Raw genomic sequence first — 17123 nt, 5'->3', positions numbered from 1 at the left:
TTACTGCACACCTTCAATGGCAGCGGTAAGCTCTCTTTTACTCATAGCCCCACCCTTTTGCCATTTAATTTCTCCACCTTTAAAAAGTATAAAGTGCGGAATACCCCGTACACCAAAACGTTGCGCTACTGGCTGGTTTCTATCCACATCAATCTTGATGATTTTAACCTTATCGCCCAACTCACCTGCAATCTCCTTTAGCACAGGAGCCATCATTTGGCAGGGGCCGCACCAGTCTGCATAAAAATCAACTAACACTGGAGTATCTTGTGAAACCAACTCTTCAAACTTTCCTTTCATGGCAATAAATGTTCAGCCTTAAAACTGCACAATAAATGGAAATGTTCCGTGCTAGCCCTCATGTTTACTCATACCTCAGCGACTTCACCGGGTTAGCTCGCGCTGCCGATGAAGTTTGAACACTCACCGTCAGCAATGCTACAATAGTGACTAAAACTGCCGGCAAAGCAAAAATGTACCAACTCATAGCTATTCTAAAGGCAAAACCAGCCAACCACATATCCATAGCATAATAAGCCAACGGAATGGCAATTATAATGGCCACCAATATTGGCTTCATAAAATCAGTGCTTAGTATGCGCAGAATGTTCGGAACGGTAGCTCCTAGCACTTTCCTTATCCCAATCTCTTTTGTCCTCTTAGCCACCATAAATGATGCTAATCCAAACAGCCCCATACAAGCCACGAAAATCGCCAAGCCTGAGAAGATGGTGAAAACTGTTCCAAAACGTTGATCGGCTTTGTACTGCTCATTAAAGGCATCGTCTAAAAAGAAGTACTCAAATGGATTGCCTGGAAAAAATTGCATCCATTTTTCCTGTGCTAAGTTCACCACAGCCTGGGTATTTGCACCATTAAATTTTACAGAGTAAAAGTTGCTCGCGTTTGGAATCAGGCGATAGATCACGTGGTCATAATCTTCCTTCAACGATTCATGGTGGTAATCTTCCAACACACCAATTACCGTATAAACATCGCCCCAAAAACTAACACGTTTACCAAGCCCATCTTCAGGATTATCGAAACCGAGTTGCTTCAAAGCCTTTTCGGTAAAAAGGATATTGGCTTCTTCATTACCAAAATTCTTAGAGAAGCTTCGTCCGGCCACAACTTCTAAACCGTAGGCTTCCACAAAGTCGTACCCAACACCAAGCACGCGGTACTGTTTGCCGTCAGTTTCTGGTGCTGACTCCAAACGAATACCTCCGGCATTCCAACCGACAGCACGGCCAGGAACACCCGTACTAACCACCACGTTTTCTACATTCGCATCGGCCTTCATTACATCTGTAAATGCCGACAATTTCTCTTGATAAGTAGAATCTCGGACACTAGGACCGTTTAGCACAAGAGTTTGATCTATATTCACACCCAACTGCTGATTTCGCATAAATGAAATCTGCTCGTAAACCGTATATGTGCCAATTATAAGGGCAATTGAAGCTATAAATTGAAAAATAACGAGTCCCCTTCTTAATAAACCACCTTTACTACTAGTGACAAAATTACCCTTTAGCGTTTGCACAGGTTTGAACGAAGACAACACAAAAGCAGGGTACAAACCAGACAACAAGGTACCAAGAACAAAAAGCGAGATAAGCCCTAACCAAAAACCCTGTTGTGTAAAGAGTTCGAAACTTGTTGGCTGCTCAGCTAACTTGGCAAAAGCTGGGAGCACCAACAAAACCAAAGCAAAAGCCAATGCCACAGCAAATAAGTTTACCAAAATAGATTCGGTGAGAAACTGACGAATAAGCTGCCCTTTTTGCGAACCAAGCACTTTTCGAAGCCCCACTTCTTTGGCGCGTTCCATCGACTTTGCAGTTGCCAAATTGATGTAGTTTACCCATGCAATAACGATTATAAAAAACGAAATGAACAGCAGAGCAAAAACGGCATCGCCATCACCGTTTACTTCTGCCTCCAACATATAATTAGAATATAAATGAATGTCGGAAAGGGCCTGAAGCTCAAAATCCATCCAGCTTTCCCCTTCTCTCATTTCATCTCCCCAGCGGTCGGCAACAAACTCGTTCACCTGCTTTTCAAAGGCCACTGGATCAACTCCTTCTTCCAACATTATATAGTTGAAATAGCCATCCCAATACCACACCATATTCATTTCTTCTTCACGCCCCTGGGCCGCTGTAGGCCACGAAACAAGTATGTCGAACTTAAAATGTGTATTTGCTGGTAAGTCTTGAAAAACAGCCCCAATCTTCACAGGTCTATTTTTGTTAAAATAAAGCGTTTCGCCAACAACCTCTACCTTGCCAAAATACTTTTTGGCTGCAGTTTCGGACACTACGATCGTGTAAAGGCTGTTCAGTGATTCTTTCGCTTCCCCATGTAGTATTTTCAGATCCATTAACTCAATTACCCCAGGGCTAGAGAAGTACATTTTCTCCTCCTTAAACTCAATATCCTCACGCGACATCACGCCACTTGTGCCAGACAACCGAGCGTACTCTACTACTTGCGGCAAGTTTTCGTGAAGTATTGGACCAATGGAAACTACTCCCGCAGCCCACTCAGTGCTCAGCTCACCTTTATCGTAGCGGTTGGTTTTTAAGCGATACACACGCTCAGCGTTTTTATTAAAATCTTCGTAACTGAGCTCGTAATTGACATATTGAAGAATGAGCAAACTGGCCGCAATGCCCAAAGCAAGCCCAGCAATATTGATAAAAGAGAATACGCGATTTTTGAGTAGCGAACGAAGAGCTACTTTCAGATAGTTTTTGACCATGACGATTTTGACTTTAAGGTTAATTGTTTAGACCCGCTAAACTGGAATTGGTTACAGTAAAACGACAGTGAAGTCGAATCATTACACAATAGACTTGTTGGTTTCCAACAAGTTGCTTGTACCATCAGGGTAAATTGAGATAAAATAGAATGGGGATAAAATAAAAGAGTCACTCCCGTTGGAGCGACTCCCTTTCACCTAAACACCTGGGTAACTAACTACTCATAGTGAATCTTACGATTCCTACACCCAGACTTATCTTTATTTCGCGATTGCGAACTTGAAATCTTTTGTGAGAGAGACACTTAGCGCCCTCATGTAAAATCAAATTTAATAGGATTTTTTATTAAATAAAATTTAACATACCAATATTTCTTAAATATTAAATCTGTCTACACCAAATCTACCCCACAAACATCTTAAATACATTTTTATGCTGTTTGCAACAATGCTAAAGTTTTATACACACATTCTTTTTCTCTGTAAAAAAGTCTAAAGCGGCCCATCCGCCCTCTCTTCCGACCCCACTATTTTTCACCCCTCCAAAAGGGGTTCTGAGGTCTCTAAATAGCCAAGTATTTACCCAAACTATCCCTGCTTGAATTTGCTTAGCCACGCGATTTGCACGGTTTAAATCTGTAGTCCAAATGGTGGAAGAAAGCCCATATTGGGAAGTGTTAGCCATTATTAGCACTTCCTCTTCCGAATCGAAAGGAGTTAGCGTTACCACTGGACCAAAAATTTCTTCCTGATTTGTGCGGCAATCGTAGCTCAATCCTTCAATAATGGTCGGCTGAATGTAATACCCTGACTGAAAATCACCTTCTAAGACTACCCTCTCACCCCCAAAAAGAATGGTTCCGCCTTCCTCCTTAGCCAACTCAATGTAGCTTAACACTTTGTTCATATGAGGCTCAGAAACCACCGCACCTACCTTAGTATCTTCAGCTTCGGGAGGCCCAACTTTCAGGGACTTCACTTTCTCAATAAACGCAGTTTTGAATTTGTCATAGATGGCACGTTCGATGAAAATACGAGAGCCACAAAGGCAAATTTGTCCTTGGTTAGCAAAACTAGAGTGAACAGTTGTAGCCAAGGCCTTATCAAAATCGCAATCAGCAAAAATGATGTTCGGGTTCTTTCCACCTAACTCTAGCGACAGTTTTTTGAACATTGGCGCAGCAGTAGCTGCAATTTGCTTACCTGTCGCTGTGCCACCTGTAAACGATATTGCCTTAATCTTTGGATGCTCACTCATCGCCTGCCCTACTTTTGGTCCAAGGCCATGAACAATGTTGAGCACTCCTTTTGGCAATCCAGCCTCTATGCACAATTCCGAAAGCAAATAGGCTGTCATCGGGGTAACTTCCGATGGCTTAGCCACAACAGTATTGCCCGCAGCAATGGCAGGAGCGATCTTCCAAGTAAAAAGGTAAAGCGGCAAATTCCATGGGGAAATACAACCCACAACGCCTAATGGCGAACGCAAAGTCATGTTAATCGCTTCTTCATCAGTTTGATGAAAATCGCTCGATTCGTGCAGTATTGCCGTAGCAAAGAACCTAAAGTTGGCAGAGGCACGTGGAATATCTACCCGCTTGGCCAATTTTAAGGGTTTTCCATTGTCCTTCGATTCTGCAGCAGCCAAGCGATCAAGATTTTGATCTATGAGCTCCGCTACCTTTAGCATTAGTCGCGAACGCTCTTCTCTTGGCGTTTTGCTCCAAGCCGGAAAAGCAGCCTCAGCAGCCTCTACAGCCGACTGCACATCGGTAGCATCAGAATCGGGAATAGTGCCGTAAATCTTGCCTTTTGCAGGCTCAATGTTTTCTAAAGTGGCACCCGACTTGGCAGGCATTAGTTCTCCACCAATATAGTTCTGAATCACTTCCATTTTTTATTCGTTTAAGCCTTTAATTCTATTCACAATGGGCAATTCTTCTAAGAACTCTATTTCGACTGTATCGCCCAAAACAAAGCGCTTCTCTTGATCACCCTCCAAATAAGTTCTATAAACTTCCCCGTCATATATAAATTTAGCTTGAACACCTCTTTTTCTTCCATATTTCACGAGACCGAAATGAACTCGAAAAATAACTCCCTCAACCGTAACCGACTCTCTTTCTAACCTCTTAAACTCATTGTTTTCTGAAATAATCAAGTATGGAAAGGCGAGGAAGGCAGACATAACACATACGATCCTCCTTATCCAGGTCTTTAAAACATACTTCTTAAGAATGTTCGAAAGCATTAGAGGTAGAACAGCAAATGGAAGTAAAAAAAGAATTATTCTCAGAACTCCCTTACTAAAAAGCAAAGAATCGGGAATTGCAAAAAGCAGAAGAGCCCATACCACTATATAAGTGACCAGAAGCTTGTTAAACTTCATAAACACCCAGTTCTACCACCATCAACTGGCACATTAATACCATTGATATAGCCTGCTGCCGGAGAAGCCAAGAAAGCCGCTGCTGCAGCCACTTCGTCTGCAGAGGCAAAACGGTTGGCAGGAATCTCCTTTTTCATTTCGTCTTCTACTTCTTCAGCTGTTTTACCAAGCTTTTTGGCCTTGTTTTCAATAATTGAAGACAAACGCTGAGTAGCAGTAGCACCCGGCAATACGTTGTTCACCGTAATACCAAAGGCACCCAACTCATTCGCCAAAGTTTTAGACCAATTACCAACAGCTCCGCGAATGGTATTTGAAACACCCAAACCCGGAATTGGCATTTTTACAGAAGTAGAAATGATATTGATAATCCGGCCATAAGCTGCTTCCTTCATGGCAGGCACACAAGCCTGAGCCAAAATTTGGTTACAGATTAAATGCTGATTGAAAGCAATTCGGAATTCTTCCAAATCAGCATCAATCGCCTGACCGCCTGGAGGGCCTCCAGTATTATTTATCAGAATGTGATATTGATTTCCAGCATCTATTTGGCTCGATATCTTCTCTTTCAACTCATTCGGCTTGGAGAAATCGGCCACCAATATCTGGTGCTTTTGCCCTGAAGTATGAAAAAGCGAAGCTTTCACTTCTTCTAGTTTCTCTCCATTTCTCGCGCATAGGGTAACACTGGCGCCCAAATTGGCCAATTCTTCGGCAATGGCTTTGCCAATACCCTGCGTACTGCCGCAAACAAGTGCGTTTTTTCCTTTAAGGTTTAAATCCATAAGTTTTGGGGTTCAGGTAAAGTTAAAAAAATCGATGTAGGGGTATGCCGAATTTCTGTAAATTCGAGCAAACCAAATGCAAATGTAATGGCAATACGTAGACCTTTCAATTTGACCCAGTGGATAGAAGAAAACCGTGATTTACTTAAACCTCCGGTTGGCAATAAAAACTTATACCCAGAAGGTACCGACTACATAGTGATGATTGTGGCGGGACCAAACGCACGAAAGGACTACCATTATAATGAAACGGAAGAGCTGTTTTACCAGCTTGAGGGCAACATTACGGTGCGTATTCAAGAAGACGGTAAGGCGGTAGACATTCCACTTGGCCCGGGTGATATGTACTTGCACCCACCAAAAGTGCCCCACTCTCCTATTCGTTCAGAGGGTTCACTTGGTTTGGTGATTGAACGCGTAAGAAAACCTGAGCATACTGATGGGCTGATGTGGTTCTGCGACAACTGCAACCACAAACTTCACGACACTTACTTTCCGCTCATCAATATTGAGAAAGACTTTTTACCAAGGTTCAAAGCATTCTACAACTCAGAAGGCCTTCGCACATGCAAAAATTGTGGCCATGTAATGGAAACGGATCCACGTTTTGTGGAACAGTAAACTGGTAACTGGGTAATTAGTAAATTGGTGAAAAGTGAATTTTCACCTTAAACGGGCAACACACCAATGAAATTAGAGGAATTGAATATTTACAAAAGTGCGGATGAGATTTCAGATACAATTTGGAGTATAGTTGAAACGTGGGACTATTATAAGAAAGATACTTTAGGGAAGCAGTTAGTAAGAGCAGCTGATTCAATAAGCGCAAACATTGCAGAGGGTTATGGTAGATTCTTCTTTAAAGAAAATCGAAACTTTTGCTCTTATTCAAGAGGCTCTTTGTTAGAAACTAAGAATTGGTTGGGTAAAGCATTTAGAAGAAAAATGATTAGCAATGAAACTTACAACTCCTTAATCGCTGATTTAGACTCCCTGCATAAATCACTTAATGGCTACATAAAATATATCAAACAACAAGCTTCTGATAAGAAGCCTAGTAAACCAATTTCCTAATTCCCCAATTCACGAGTTCCCCTATGACTAGAATAAAGATCGACATGCATACCCACATCATTCCGGAGTACCTGCCCAAATGGACAGATAAATTCGGATATGGGGATTTTATACACTTGCATCATCACAAAGAGGGCGCGGCAATGATGATGAAGGGCTCCAAATTTTTTAGGGAGATATTGGAAAACTGCTGGGATCCTAAAGTACGCATTGAAGAATATGCTCAGCACGGCACACAGGTACAGGTAATTTCTACGATCCCTGTTATGTTTTCGTACGATGCCAAACCCTACGATGCGCTTGAAATTTCACAGTTTTTGAATGACCACATCGCGCAAATTTGTGCCGATTACCCAAAGAACTACATCGGTTTGGCCACCATTCCAATGCAAGATGAAGAACTGGCCATTCAGGAATTAGAGCGCTGCAAAAAGGAACTGAACCTACCCGGCATTCAAATTGGCTCAAACATTAACGATAAAAATCTGAGCTCACCACGCTTCTTCCCAATTTTTGAAGCGTGTCAAGAATTAGGTATGTCAATCATGATTCACCCTTGGAATATGATGGGCTTTCATAGCATGGAACGCTATTGGCTGCCTTGGTTGGTAGGAATGCCAGCCGAAACCTCAAGGGCTGCTTGCTCACTTATTTTTGGAGGAGTGCTAGAAAGACTGCCAGAGTTAAGGATTAATTTCTCGCACGCAGGAGGTTCATTTCTGCCTACTTTAGGTCGAATTGAACACGGCTTTAATTGCCGACCAGATTTGGTAGCGATTGACAACCCTATTAACCCGCGTGATTACATTAGTAAATTTTGGGTGGATTCAATTACCCACGACCCGCATTTAATGAACTATATTCTAGAAATGCAGGGTTCTAAGAAAGTGACCCTAGGCTCCGATTATCCGTTCCCTTTAGGCGACCTGGAAATTGGGGCTTACATAGAAGAAATGGGGCTTTCTGATGAGGTTGTAGACGATATATTCTGCAATGCGACATTAGAGTGGCTCAACCTGGACAAAAAACAATTTGAGTAGTGGAAAACACGGCCATCACTTTTCTGGACACCCCCATTGGTAAGCTCAAAATTGTGGGCGATCAAGAAGCAATTAAACTTGTAGCTTTTACTGATGAAGAAGAACGATCGACCGATGGCATAGTGCCGAATGTGGTACGCACCTGTAAATTTCAATTGAAAGAATATTTCGAAGGAACAAGGAAGGTATTCGAAGTTCCACTTGCCCCTGAAGGCACCGATTTCCAGAAAGAGGTTTGGACCAAGTTGGATGAAATTCCTTTCGGAAAAACCACTACATACGCACTACAAGCCAGAAAATTAGGAGACCTAAAGAAGATTAGGGCCGTAGGAACCGCCAACGGTAAAAACCCTATCGCCATCATTATTCCGTGCCACCGGGTTATCGGAACAGACGGCAGCCTAACAGGCTACGCTGGCGGACTTCACAGAAAAGAATGGCTCCTGAAACACGAGCACTCATTACCCGGTTTCAATCAACTGAACCTATTTGGATGAATTACGAGAATACACTTGCCTTTGCACAAGCACAAGACGCTGCAGACCCGCTAAAACAGTGGAGAAACGAGTTTCATATTCCTAAAATCAACGGAAAAGCAGCCTATTATTTCACAGGAAACTCACTGGGCTTACAGCCAAAACGCACGCGCGAGTTAGTAGAAGAAGAAATGCAAAAGTGGCAAGACTACGGTGTTGAAGGCCACTTTGTACCAAAGGAGAGACCATGGGTTAGCTACCATGAAACAGTGAAGCATTCCTTAGCAAGACTTGTTGGTGCCAAGCCAATTGAGGTGGTGAGTATGAATAACCTCACCGTTAACCTCCACCTGCTGATGGTCTCTTTTTACAGGCCAACTAAACAGCGGTACAAAATTATTTGCGAGGCCGGAGCTTTCCCGTCTGACCAATACATGTTTGAGAGTCAGTTGAAGCACCATGGCTTAGCACCGGAAGAGGCACTGATAGAACTATCACCAAGAGCGGGGGAAAACACGCTTCGAACCAACGATATTATTGCCGCTATTCAAGAACATGCGAACGAACTAGCATTAGTCCTTTTTGGTGGCGTACAATACTACACCGGGCAGATTTTCGACATGCAAGCCATTACTACTGCCGGCCACCAAGCTGGTGCTTATGTTGGCTTCGACTTGGCGCATGGCATTGGCAATGTACCGCTGCACCTCCATAACTGGGATGTTGATTTCGCCACTTGGTGCTCTTACAAATATTTAAACTCAGGCCCTGGCAATGTATCGGGAATTTTCGTGCACGAACGCCACGCACACAACTTCGATATACCACGTTTTGCTGGTTGGTGGGGGCACGATGAAGGCGAACGCTTTCAAATGAAAAAAGGCTTTAAACCAATGCCTGGAGCAGACGGCTGGCAACTCAGCAATGTAAATGTATTAGCTACTGCCGCACACCTCGCTTCATTGCAAATATTCGATCAAGTAGGCATGGAAGCACTCAGGTTGAAGAGCGAAAAACTTACTGGCTACATGGAGTTCATTGTTAATGAACTTAGCGGTGACAAGGGCATTTTCGAGATCATTACGCCTAAGGAATCGAAAGACCGAGGCTGCCAACTCTCCATATTCTTTCACGAAAAAGGCAAAGCCCGTTTCGACTATCTGGTTGAAAATGGGGTGATTGGCGATTGGCGCGAACCAAATGTAATAAGAGTTGCACCTGTTCCTCTCTATAATTCGTTTGAAGATGTGTACCACTTCGGAAGGCTGATGAAAGAAGCCTTGGAAAAAATTTAACCTATGGGAAAGAAACACATTATGGTATTAGGAGCTGGTTTGGTAGGCTCCTTATTGTCAACAATGCTGGCCAAAAAAGGCTTTAAAGTGTCACTTTACGAACGCAGGCCCGACATGCGCAAAACGCAACTTGATGGTGGCCGATCGATCAACTTAGCGTTGAGTAAACGTGGGTTGAAAGCTTTGGAACAAATTGGCATTGACCATAAGGTGAAGAAAATGTGCATACCCATGCATGGCCGCATGATTCACGATCGGGCCGGCAATTTGCAAATGCAGCCCTACGGAATGAATGGCGAATTCATCAACTCAATTTCGCGGGCCGGACTGAACGAATTGCTGATGAATGAAGCCGAAAGAAATGGTGTAAAAATCTACTTCGACCATAAATGTACCGATGTAGACTTTGATAAACCGGAAGCCAAATTCGAAAACGAGCAAGGAGAAGTCACAGTCGGTGCAGACTTTATTTTTGGTGCCGATGGTGCATTCTCAGCATTGAGAAATGCTTATTTGAAAACACCTCTTTTTAATTATTCTCAACAATATATCACGGCAGGCTACAAAGAGCTGGTAATTCCTGCAACACCAGATGGCGACTTTGCCATAGCATCGAATGCACTGCACATTTGGCCACGAGGCAGCTACATGCTTATCGCTTTGCCAAATTTAGATAAGAGCTTTACAGTTACGCTTTTCTTCCCAATGAAGGGCCAAACTTCTTTTGAAACACTGAGCCATAAGGAAGCTGTCCAAGAGTTTTTTGAGAAGGAATTTGCTGATGCCACTGAGCTAATGCCCACCTTAGTTGATGACTTTTTTGGCAACCCAACCTCGGGTTTGGTTACCGTAAGGTGCAATCCGTGGGTAAAAGGCAAAACAGCTTTGATTGGCGATGCGGCACATGCTATTGTGCCCTTCTACGGTCAGGGAATGAATGCCGGATTTGAAGACTGTTTCGTTTTGGGTCAGTTGCTCGACAAGCACGAAGACCTAAACCGCGATCTGTTGAAGGAATACGAAGCTTTGAGAATTCCGGATGCCGAAGCAATAGCCGACTTAGCGCTTTACAACTTTATAGAAATGCGCGATAAAGTGGCCGATCCGCAGTTTATCCTGCAGAAGAAAATTGAAAAACGACTGAACGAATTGTACCCGAAAAAATGGTTACCACTTTACCCAATGGTAACCTTTAGCGACTTACGCTATTCAGAGGCACATGCCATTGGCAAAAAACAGCAAGCCATTATGGATGAAGTGCTAAAGCAACCGAGTGTTGCTAACAATTGGGAACAGCTGGACTTTGAGGCCTTAGTTGAAAAGTTGGGCTAACTGACTCCCCCCTTGTTGGTGCTGTCACCAACAAGCTGACTATTAAAGAATTAGAACCTAAACTACCACAACCGGTGTCCGCACCGGTTGGCTTTCCTGACTGTCTTGGTTAGGACACCAAGACTGGAGGAGAAGCTTGAAGTCTCAAGCATTCAAGGCCTCACTTTGAGTGAGACCTTGACTAGCCCTTTGCAGCGGCAATAAACGCCTTAGGCGTTTGGGTCATTACTGCTTTAAATTTTCGGTTAAAGTGCGATAGATTATTAAAACCCACCTCGTAAGCCACCGCTGCTACTGTTCGGTCGGCCTGAAGCAGTAAGCTACAAGCCCGATTCACCCGGTATTCATTCAAAAACTCCACATAGGTCTTGCGCGTGTGCTGCTTAAAATAGCGACAGAAAGCAGCCTTATTCATATGCGTTAGTTCAGCGAGTTCTTCCAAAGCAATTGGTCGCTGATAATTCGTCATCGTAAACTGAAAGATATCGTCCAATCGCTGGCCTTCAAGCTCCTTTAAATTACGATTTGGCAAAGCTGAAAGCGGCTTCCATAACTTCGACCTACTCAGCCTATCAAGCACCGTCATAAAAAGATTGAAGCGCTCCACTCCCCTCTTTTTAAAAATAGCCTCGAACAGATCACTGATCTCAGATGTAAGTTTTCCTGTAGCTACTCCACCTTGTTCTGCTTGTGCCAAAAAAGCATTCACCTTGCGAAATTCAGGCAATTGCGTAAACGCTGTACCCATTCCTTCCCAATCGAAAAAGATAGACCTGGAAAGTGCTGCACCAGATTCATTTTTAGCATAGAATTGCTCATCGCAACGAAACACATGCGGCACATTCGACCCCATTAGAAAGACATCACCCGGAGCAAATCGCCCCACAAAATCGCCATAGATTAACGTCCCTTCACCCTTTTCAATTACTGTCAACTGCCTTTCAGGATGCTGATGCAGCTTATCGTAAAAGTATGGCTCATCATCAATCTGCAGATGAATAGCACTTTGCTCAGCTTTTGGAATTCTAAAGGGTAAAACTCTCACAGATGTAATTTATACTCACTTAATCAATCATCATACATAAGCATGCAAATATAGTATCATTACTCGTAAAGAATCGGCTAGAAGAAAGTGTTTCGCCCCGCTACCTTGCCAAAAATTTTAAAAGCATGAAAGTTAACTGGGAAGGTATTTTTCCTGCCGTAACTACCAAGTTCACGGCAGACGATGAGTTAGATCTACAAATGTTCGAAACCAACATTAAGGCACAACTAGAAGCTGGTGTTGACGGTATCATTTTAGGTGGCACTTTGGGTGAGGCCAGCTCATTGATGGATGACGAAAAAGACACTTTGGTAAAGAAAACGGTAGAGATCGTTGATGGCAAAGTACCAGTAGTAATGAACATTGCGGAGCAAACCACCAAAGGCGCAATTTTGGCTGCCGAAAAAGCCAAAGCCAATGGCGCCAGTGGCTTAATGATGCTTCCTCCAATGCGTTACAAAGCCGATGACCGCGAAACTGTGGAATACTACAAGGCCGTAGCGAACAGCACCGACCTCCCAATAATGGTTTACAACAACCCGGTTGACTATAAAATCGAAGTTACTCTTGACATGTTTGCAGAACTAGCCGGGTGCGAGAACATTCAAGCGGTAAAAGAATCTACGCGTGATATTTCGAACGTAACGCGCATGCGTAATCGCTTTGGCGACCGATTCAGCATTTTGAGCGGTGTAGATACGCTTGCACTCGAAAGCTTGGTGATGGGTGCCGATGGTTGGGTAGCCGGACTTGTTTGTGCCTTCCCTAAAGAAACCGTAGCCATTTACAGACTACAAAAAGCAGGAAGAATTGAAGAGGCTCGCGAAATCTACCGTTGGTTCTTACCTTTATTAGAGCTCGACATCAATGCGCACTTGGTACAGAACATCAAGCTGGCAGAAGTAGCCACTGGCATTGGTACGGAAAACGTTCGTGCACCGCGCCTACCACTTGTTGGCGAGGAAAGAGCCCATGTTTTAGGGCTTATTGAAGAAGGTTTGAAAACCAGACCAACACTACCAGACTACCTAAATCTATAATATGATTACAGGAAAGAACTTTATTGGCAATACGCCAAGTGCAAAAGGCACAGACCATTTAACGGCAATTAACCCAGCAACTGGCGAAGTACTTGAAGGCGCATTTGCCATTGCTACCCAAGAAGAAATAGCAGAGGCTACCGCCTTGGCTCAATCGGCAGCGACTAGCTTTAGCCAAGTTTCAGCGAAGGAAAGAGCGGCCTTCCTTAACGCCATTGCAGACGAAATCATGGCTTTGGGCGATGAATTGATTCAGCGCGCCATGGCCGAATCTGCCCTACCCGAGGGGCGTATAACAGGCGAAAGAGGAAGAACCTGTAATCAGTTAAAAGCTTTTGCCTTACTTCTGGAAGAGGGCTCCTTTGTAAACGCCACAATTGATACTGCCATTCCGGACAGACAACCTTTGCCAAAAGTTGACTTGCGTAAAATGGATATTCCATTGGGGCCAGTAGCCGTTTTTGGCGCTAGCAATTTTCCATTGGCGTTCTCAACCGCAGGTGGGGATACAGCTTCGGCTTTGGCAGCAGGCTGCCCAGTAATAGTAAAAGGCCATGAGTCGCATTTGGGCACAAACGAGCTCGTTTCTTCTGCCATTTTGAAAGCCGCTGAGAAAACATGCATGCCAAATGGCGTATTCTCTATGGTAAATGGAAGCGTAGAAGTTGGTCAGGCTTTAGTCACCAACCCCAGCATTCAAGCAGTAGGCTTTACTGGCTCTTACCGAGGTGGAAAAGCCATTTTCGATGCGGCAGCCAAGCGCGAACAGCCTATTCCAGTTTATGCTGAAATGGGAAGTACCAACCCTGTTTTACTACTAGAAGAAAAATTAAATACTTCAGCCGAAGCTTTGGCTGAGCAATTGGCCGGTTCAGTTACTTTGGGCGTTGGCCAGTTCTGCACCAACCCTGGGCTAATCATTGGTATTGAATCCGATGTCTTAAACACCTTCTCACAAGCTTTGGGCAAAGCTCTGGCAGCTGCGGCACCAGCCACCATGCTCAATAAGGGCATAGCTGATGTTTATGAAGCAACTAGCTCGGCACTAGCGAACGAATTGGGTGTTACCACATTAGCCGCCAAACAAACTACACCTGGCAATCAGGCCAGTCCGTTGGCGATGGAAGTTAGCGGAGACACCTTTTTGGCCAACCCTAAATTGCACCAAGAGGTATTCGGTCCATTTACACTTTTGGTAAAATGTAGCTCTTCAACCCAAATGGCTGAAGTTGTAGCCAAGTTAGAAGGCCAATTAACAGGAACCGTGATGGCCACAGAAAATGACCTTGCCTCAAATGGCGATATCATTCAGGCATTGCAAAACAAGGTGGGCAGAATCCTTTTTAATGGAGTACCGACAGGTGTTGAAGTTTGCCCTTCAATGCATCATGGTGGACCTTTTCCATCGACCACAAACCCGAAATACACTTCGGTTGGTGCCGATGCAATACACAGGTTTATGCGCCCAATTTGCTACCAAAGCTGGCCACGGGCGGCATTGCCAGACGCATTGAAAAATGATAACCCACTGGGCATTTGGAGAACGGTTGATGGTGACTTTACCAACAAGCCCATATCCTAAGTTTAAAAATTTAACCATAGTTAATTGAGATAGCATTGAGCAAGCGTTTTTTCTGTATCGATGGGCACACCTGCGGTAGCCCGGTACGCTTGGTAGCTTCCGGAGGTCCCTTGTTGCAAGGCAACTCCATGAGCGAAAAACGGCAGCATTTTTTGAAAGAATACGATTGGATTCGTACCGGACTGATGTTTGAGCCGCGAGGTCACGACATGATGTCCGGTAGTATTCTTTACCCTCCGCACGATGCAGCCAACGACATTGGCGTACTGTTTATTGAAACCAGCGGATGTTTACCAATGTGCGGGCACGGTACCATTGGCACGGTTACTTTTATGCTGGAAGAAGGCCTCGTTCAACCCAAAGAACCTGGCAAGCTAAGGCTAGAAGTACCTGCAGGCATAGTGCTGATCGAATACCAGCAAAAAAGCAAAAAAGTGACTTCGGTTAAGCTCACCAATATTCCTTCCTATTTAGCTGAAGAAAATATCGAGGTGGAATGCCCTACTCTGGGCATGCTGAAAGTAGATGTGTCCTATGGCGGAAACTATTACGCTATTGTAGATCCGCAGGAAAACTTTGACGACATGGCCTATTATTCTGCCGATCAATTGATTCAATGGAGCCGAATAATTCGCGAACGGATTAACGCCAAACACAAATTTCAGCACCCAGAAAACGACACCATTGCTGGCTTAAGTCACGTGCTTTGGACGGGCAAACCCACCAACGCTACATCAACCGCCAGAAATGCAGTTTTTTATGGAGAAAAGGCCATCGACAGATCACCATGTGGCACAGGCACTTCTGCACGCATGGCACAATGGGCAGCCAAAGGTTTGTTGAATGAAGGCGACACATTCGTTCACGAAAGTATAATCGGTAGTCAGTTTGTTGGACGTGTAGAAAAAAAGGTGAAATTAGGAGCTTACGATGCCATTATTCCGAGCATTGAGGGTTGGGCGAAAATCACAGGTTACAACAACATTTTGATTGACGAAGCAGACGATCCTTACGCTCATGGCTTTCAGGTAATTTAAAAATGAGCAATAAAAGCGTAGTAATTGTAGGTGCAGGAATTGTTGGGTTCAGCACCGCCTATTACCTCAACAAACAAGGCATTGAGGTAACCATTTTGGACCAAACCGATGGCAATAATAATTGCTCGTTTGGCAATGCCGGCTATGTATCGCCAAGCCACCTAATCCCACTTGCCTCACCCGGAATTATCAGCCAAGGCATTAAGTGGATGCTAAACAGCAAAAGTCCATTTTATATAAAGCCAAAACTCGATTTGGACCTGATGAAATGGGGTATGCTCTTTAAAAAAGCATCTACAGACAAAAGAGTGAAAGAGGCGATTCCTGTGCTTTATGAATTGACCTACCAGAGCCAGAAATTGTACGAAGAATTACTGGCAGAGGAACAGATTGACGCGGGTTACCACAAACCTGGCCTGCTTATGATTTGCCAGAAACAGAACACACTCCATCATGAAGAGGAGTTGGTAAAACTGGCTCAGTCATTCGGCTTAGAAGCTGAAACCCTAACCCGTGAAGAAACAGAAAAGCTAGAGCCTAATGTAAATTACAACATGGCCGGCTCAGTATATTTTGGTTGCGATGCCTGGATGACACCAAATGTATTTATGAAGAAGTTTGAGGCCCTGCTGGTGGAAAGAGGCGTAAACATTCAATACAACACCACACTGAAGGACATCAAGCTTTCGAATGGTAAAGTAAGTGAGTTCATCACCAATACTGGCGCTTACCAAGCCGATGAATTTGTGATAGCAGCAGGCTCGTGGTCACCTTTGCTAATGAAGAAACTAAAACTCAGCATGCCGCTGCAAGCCGGTAAAGGCTATAGTTTTATGATCAAGGAGCCAATTAAAATGCCTAAACTTCCTTCTATTTTGGTAGAAGGCAGAATTGCCACAACGCCCATGTTACACGGCTGGCGTATTGCAGGCACCATGGAAATGTCGGGTATAAATCACCAAATCAATCAGAACAGGGTAGCCGGGATTATTGAAGCGGTAAAGCAGGCCATCCCTGACTACGAATCATTCGACTTTTCTGAAATAGAACCTTGGGCAGGATTACGCCCTTGCACTCCCGATGGACTACCATATATAGGCAGAGTAAGTGGCTTGAGTAACCTGCAAGTGGGCACCGGACACGCCATGCTAGGCTGGACATTAGGCCCCATTACCGGTAAGCTACTTACTGAGCAAATTGTGGGTGAACAAGCCAGCGTTTCGTCACCACTTTTGGCCGTAGAGCGATACAACTAGCA

The 17123-nt window shown here is 44.1% G+C and carries 16 protein-coding genes; 10 read left to right on the top strand and 6 right to left on the bottom strand.

Features of this window, described 5'->3' with window-relative positions:
* From trxA to BMW98_RS06095, 5 genes are all read right to left on the bottom strand, one after another.
* The gene (gene trxA / locus BMW98_RS06115) at positions 1-300 is read right to left on the bottom strand and encodes a thioredoxin (RefSeq protein ID WP_090257629.1); all 300 of its coding nucleotides are present in this window, start codon (positions 298-300) and stop codon (positions 1-3) included.
* Positions 301-364: 64 nt separating this feature from the next.
* Positions 365-2770 carry an ABC transporter permease gene (locus BMW98_RS06110; RefSeq protein WP_090257628.1) on the bottom strand — a complete coding sequence of 802 codons (2406 nt, stop codon included), beginning with the start codon at positions 2768-2770 and terminating at the stop codon, positions 365-367.
* Between the two features lie 451 nt (positions 2771-3221).
* Positions 3222-4664, bottom strand: coding sequence for an aldehyde dehydrogenase (locus tag BMW98_RS06105; protein ID WP_090257627.1), 1443 nt, complete (start codon positions 4662-4664; stop codon positions 3222-3224).
* Between the two features lie 3 nt (positions 4665-4667).
* The gene (locus tag BMW98_RS06100; protein ID WP_090257626.1) at positions 4668-5159 is read right to left on the bottom strand and encodes a hypothetical protein; all 492 of its coding nucleotides are present in this window, start codon (positions 5157-5159) and stop codon (positions 4668-4670) included.
* Entirely contained in the window at positions 5156-5944 is a 789-nt protein-coding gene (locus BMW98_RS06095) for an SDR family oxidoreductase (RefSeq protein ID WP_090257625.1), read from the bottom strand. Before BMW98_RS06095 ends, BMW98_RS06100 begins: the two co-directional genes overlap by 4 nt.
* A gap of 87 nt (positions 5945-6031) precedes the next feature.
* Here BMW98_RS06095 and BMW98_RS06090 point away from each other — a divergent pair, with 87 nt between their 5' ends.
* The 6 genes from BMW98_RS06090 (at position 6032) to BMW98_RS06065 (ending at position 11161) form a co-directional block, all read left to right on the top strand.
* Complete coding sequence (locus BMW98_RS06090) at positions 6032-6565, top strand: 3-hydroxyanthranilate 3,4-dioxygenase (protein WP_090257624.1); 534 nt, start codon at positions 6032-6034, stop codon at positions 6563-6565.
* Positions 6566-6631: 66 nt separating this feature from the next.
* Positions 6632-7018: a four helix bundle protein gene (locus BMW98_RS06085; protein ID WP_090257623.1), complete on the top strand. Its 387-nt coding sequence runs from the start codon at positions 6632-6634 to the stop codon at positions 7016-7018.
* Positions 7019-7041: 23 nt separating this feature from the next.
* Positions 7042-8058, top strand: a complete 1017-nt coding sequence (locus BMW98_RS06080) for an amidohydrolase family protein (protein WP_245733495.1) — start codon at positions 7042-7044, stop codon at positions 8056-8058.
* Positions 8058-8555 (top strand): methylated-DNA--[protein]-cysteine S-methyltransferase, encoded by a 498-nt coding sequence (locus BMW98_RS06075; RefSeq protein WP_090257622.1) that lies wholly within the window; start codon positions 8058-8060, stop codon positions 8553-8555. Before BMW98_RS06080 ends, BMW98_RS06075 begins: the two co-directional genes overlap by 1 nt.
* Positions 8552-9829, top strand: coding sequence for a kynureninase (kynU, locus tag BMW98_RS06070; RefSeq protein ID WP_090257621.1), 1278 nt, complete (start codon positions 8552-8554; stop codon positions 9827-9829). Before BMW98_RS06075 ends, kynU begins: the two co-directional genes overlap by 4 nt.
* Before the next feature lie 3 nt (positions 9830-9832).
* Complete coding sequence (locus tag BMW98_RS06065; RefSeq protein WP_090257620.1) at positions 9833-11161, top strand: FAD-dependent oxidoreductase; 1329 nt, start codon at positions 9833-9835, stop codon at positions 11159-11161.
* Positions 11162-11342: 181 nt separating this feature from the next.
* Here BMW98_RS06065 and BMW98_RS06060 read toward each other — a convergent pair whose 3' ends face one another.
* The gene (locus BMW98_RS06060) at positions 11343-12206 is read right to left on the bottom strand and encodes an AraC family transcriptional regulator (RefSeq protein ID WP_090257619.1); all 864 of its coding nucleotides are present in this window, start codon (positions 12204-12206) and stop codon (positions 11343-11345) included.
* A gap of 125 nt (positions 12207-12331) precedes the next feature.
* Here BMW98_RS06060 and BMW98_RS06055 point away from each other — a divergent pair, with 125 nt between their 5' ends.
* The 4 genes from BMW98_RS06055 to BMW98_RS06040 are packed head-to-tail and all read left to right on the top strand — an operon-like array spanning position 12332 to position 17121.
* Entirely contained in the window at positions 12332-13246 is a 915-nt protein-coding gene (locus BMW98_RS06055) for a dihydrodipicolinate synthase family protein (protein WP_090257618.1), read from the top strand.
* A 1-nt stretch (position 13247) separates the two neighbouring features.
* The gene (locus tag BMW98_RS06050) at positions 13248-14828 is read left to right on the top strand and encodes an aldehyde dehydrogenase (NADP(+)) (protein WP_090257617.1); all 1581 of its coding nucleotides are present in this window, start codon (positions 13248-13250) and stop codon (positions 14826-14828) included.
* A 35-nt stretch (positions 14829-14863) separates the two neighbouring features.
* A complete protein-coding gene (locus BMW98_RS06045) occupies positions 14864-15865 on the top strand; it encodes a 4-hydroxyproline epimerase (protein WP_090257616.1) in 1002 nt (333 codons plus the stop codon).
* A 2-nt stretch (positions 15866-15867) separates the two neighbouring features.
* Entirely contained in the window at positions 15868-17121 is a 1254-nt protein-coding gene (locus tag BMW98_RS06040) for an NAD(P)/FAD-dependent oxidoreductase (protein WP_090257615.1), read from the top strand.
* Positions 17122-17123: the final 2 nt, after the last annotated feature.

The organism is Roseivirga pacifica (assembly GCF_900111145.1).
GTDB classification, from domain to species: Bacteria; Bacteroidota; Bacteroidia; order Cytophagales; family Cyclobacteriaceae; genus Roseivirga; species Roseivirga pacifica.
Note: the sequence above shows the minus strand (reverse complement) of the source record. Positions and strands in the feature narration are given on the sequence as shown.